At 70.7% G+C, this 1164-nt stretch carries 1 protein-coding gene and 1 pseudogene; both read left to right on the forward strand.

The genetic code is table 11. The annotated features are described in order from the left end of the window. A pseudogene (locus AX018_RS24475) lies at nt 1–228 on the forward strand (methyl-accepting chemotaxis protein); the annotation flags it as partial. A gap of 58 nt (nt 229–286) precedes the next feature. Continuing rightward, a partial coding sequence (locus tag AX018_RS24480; RefSeq protein ID WP_170146353.1) for a cache domain-containing protein occupies nt 287–1164 on the forward strand: 878 nt, incomplete at its 3' end.

A 1164-nucleotide genomic window follows, 5' to 3' on the forward strand; every position in this document is an offset into this window, starting at 1 on the left:
AGCACCGGCATCGCCGAGATCGGCACCGCCGTCAGCCACATGGACCAGAGCACCCAGCAGAACGCCGCCCTCGTGGAGCAGGCCACCGCCGCCGCCCAATCCCTGCAGCAGCAGGCGCACCAGCTCGCCGATGCCGTCGCCGGTTTCAAGCTCGACGCGCACGGCGCATCGGCGCAGGCCATGCACGGCGGCCCCGGCTCCGCACTGATCCCGATTTCCGGGCGCTGACCGCAGGCCGGCCACGCTCTTTTCACCCTTTTCCTGTTTCTTTCACCGAGTCCCCCCGATGTTCCAAAGCCTGCGCGCGCGCCTCATCGGCATCTGCATCGCCATCACCACGCTCTCCCTCCTGGCCCTGGCGCTCGCGACCTTCGTGGTCGTGCGCAACAACACGCTGGGCAGCATCGACAGCCGCCTGGAGCAGCGTACCCGGCTGCATGCCGACGAGATCACCACCTGGGTGCGGGAGAAGCAGCGCATCACCGGCTCGATCAAGGTCGCCGCCCAGCAGGCGGACCCGCTCCCGTTCCTGGAGGCTGCCAAGCAGGCCGGCGCGCTGGACGATGCCTACCTGGTCCATGCCGACAAGCGGCACGTGTTCATGCACCCCGTGCCGCCCGGCTATGACGGCACCTCGCGCGGCTGGTACAAGCTCGCCATCCAGGCCGGAGGGCCCGTGGTGGCGCCGGCCTACATCGGCGCCAGCTCGGGCAAGCTGCTCATCACGTTCGCGGAGCCCTGGGGCCCGGCCGGCCAGCCCGCCGGCGTGGTCGCGAGCGACATGCTGCTGGAGAGCGTGGGCCGCATGGTGACCGCCATCCGCCCGACCCCGAAGAGCTTCGCGCTGCTCATGGACAGCGAAGGCCGGCTGCTCGCGCAGGCGGACCCCCAGCTGGCCCTCAAGCCCGTGTCCGATCTGGCCGCGGGCATCGACAAGGCACTGCTGCAGCGGCTGGCGACGAACGGCGGCCGGGCGGACGTGCCGGTCAAGGGCGCCGACCAGATGCTCTACGCCGCCAAGGTCGAGGGCACCTCGTGGATCCTGGCCATCGGCATCGACCGCGCCGAAGCCACCCAGCCCGTGCGCGACCTCCTGCAGGTCGCCATCGCCATCACCGTGCTCTGCGTCATCGCCGCCGTCGGCCTCGTCACCTTCGCCGTCAG

Origin of the sequence: Paracidovorax anthurii, assembly GCF_003269065.1 — a bacterium.
Taxonomy (GTDB): Bacteria; Pseudomonadota; Gammaproteobacteria; order Burkholderiales; family Burkholderiaceae_C; genus Paracidovorax; species Paracidovorax anthurii.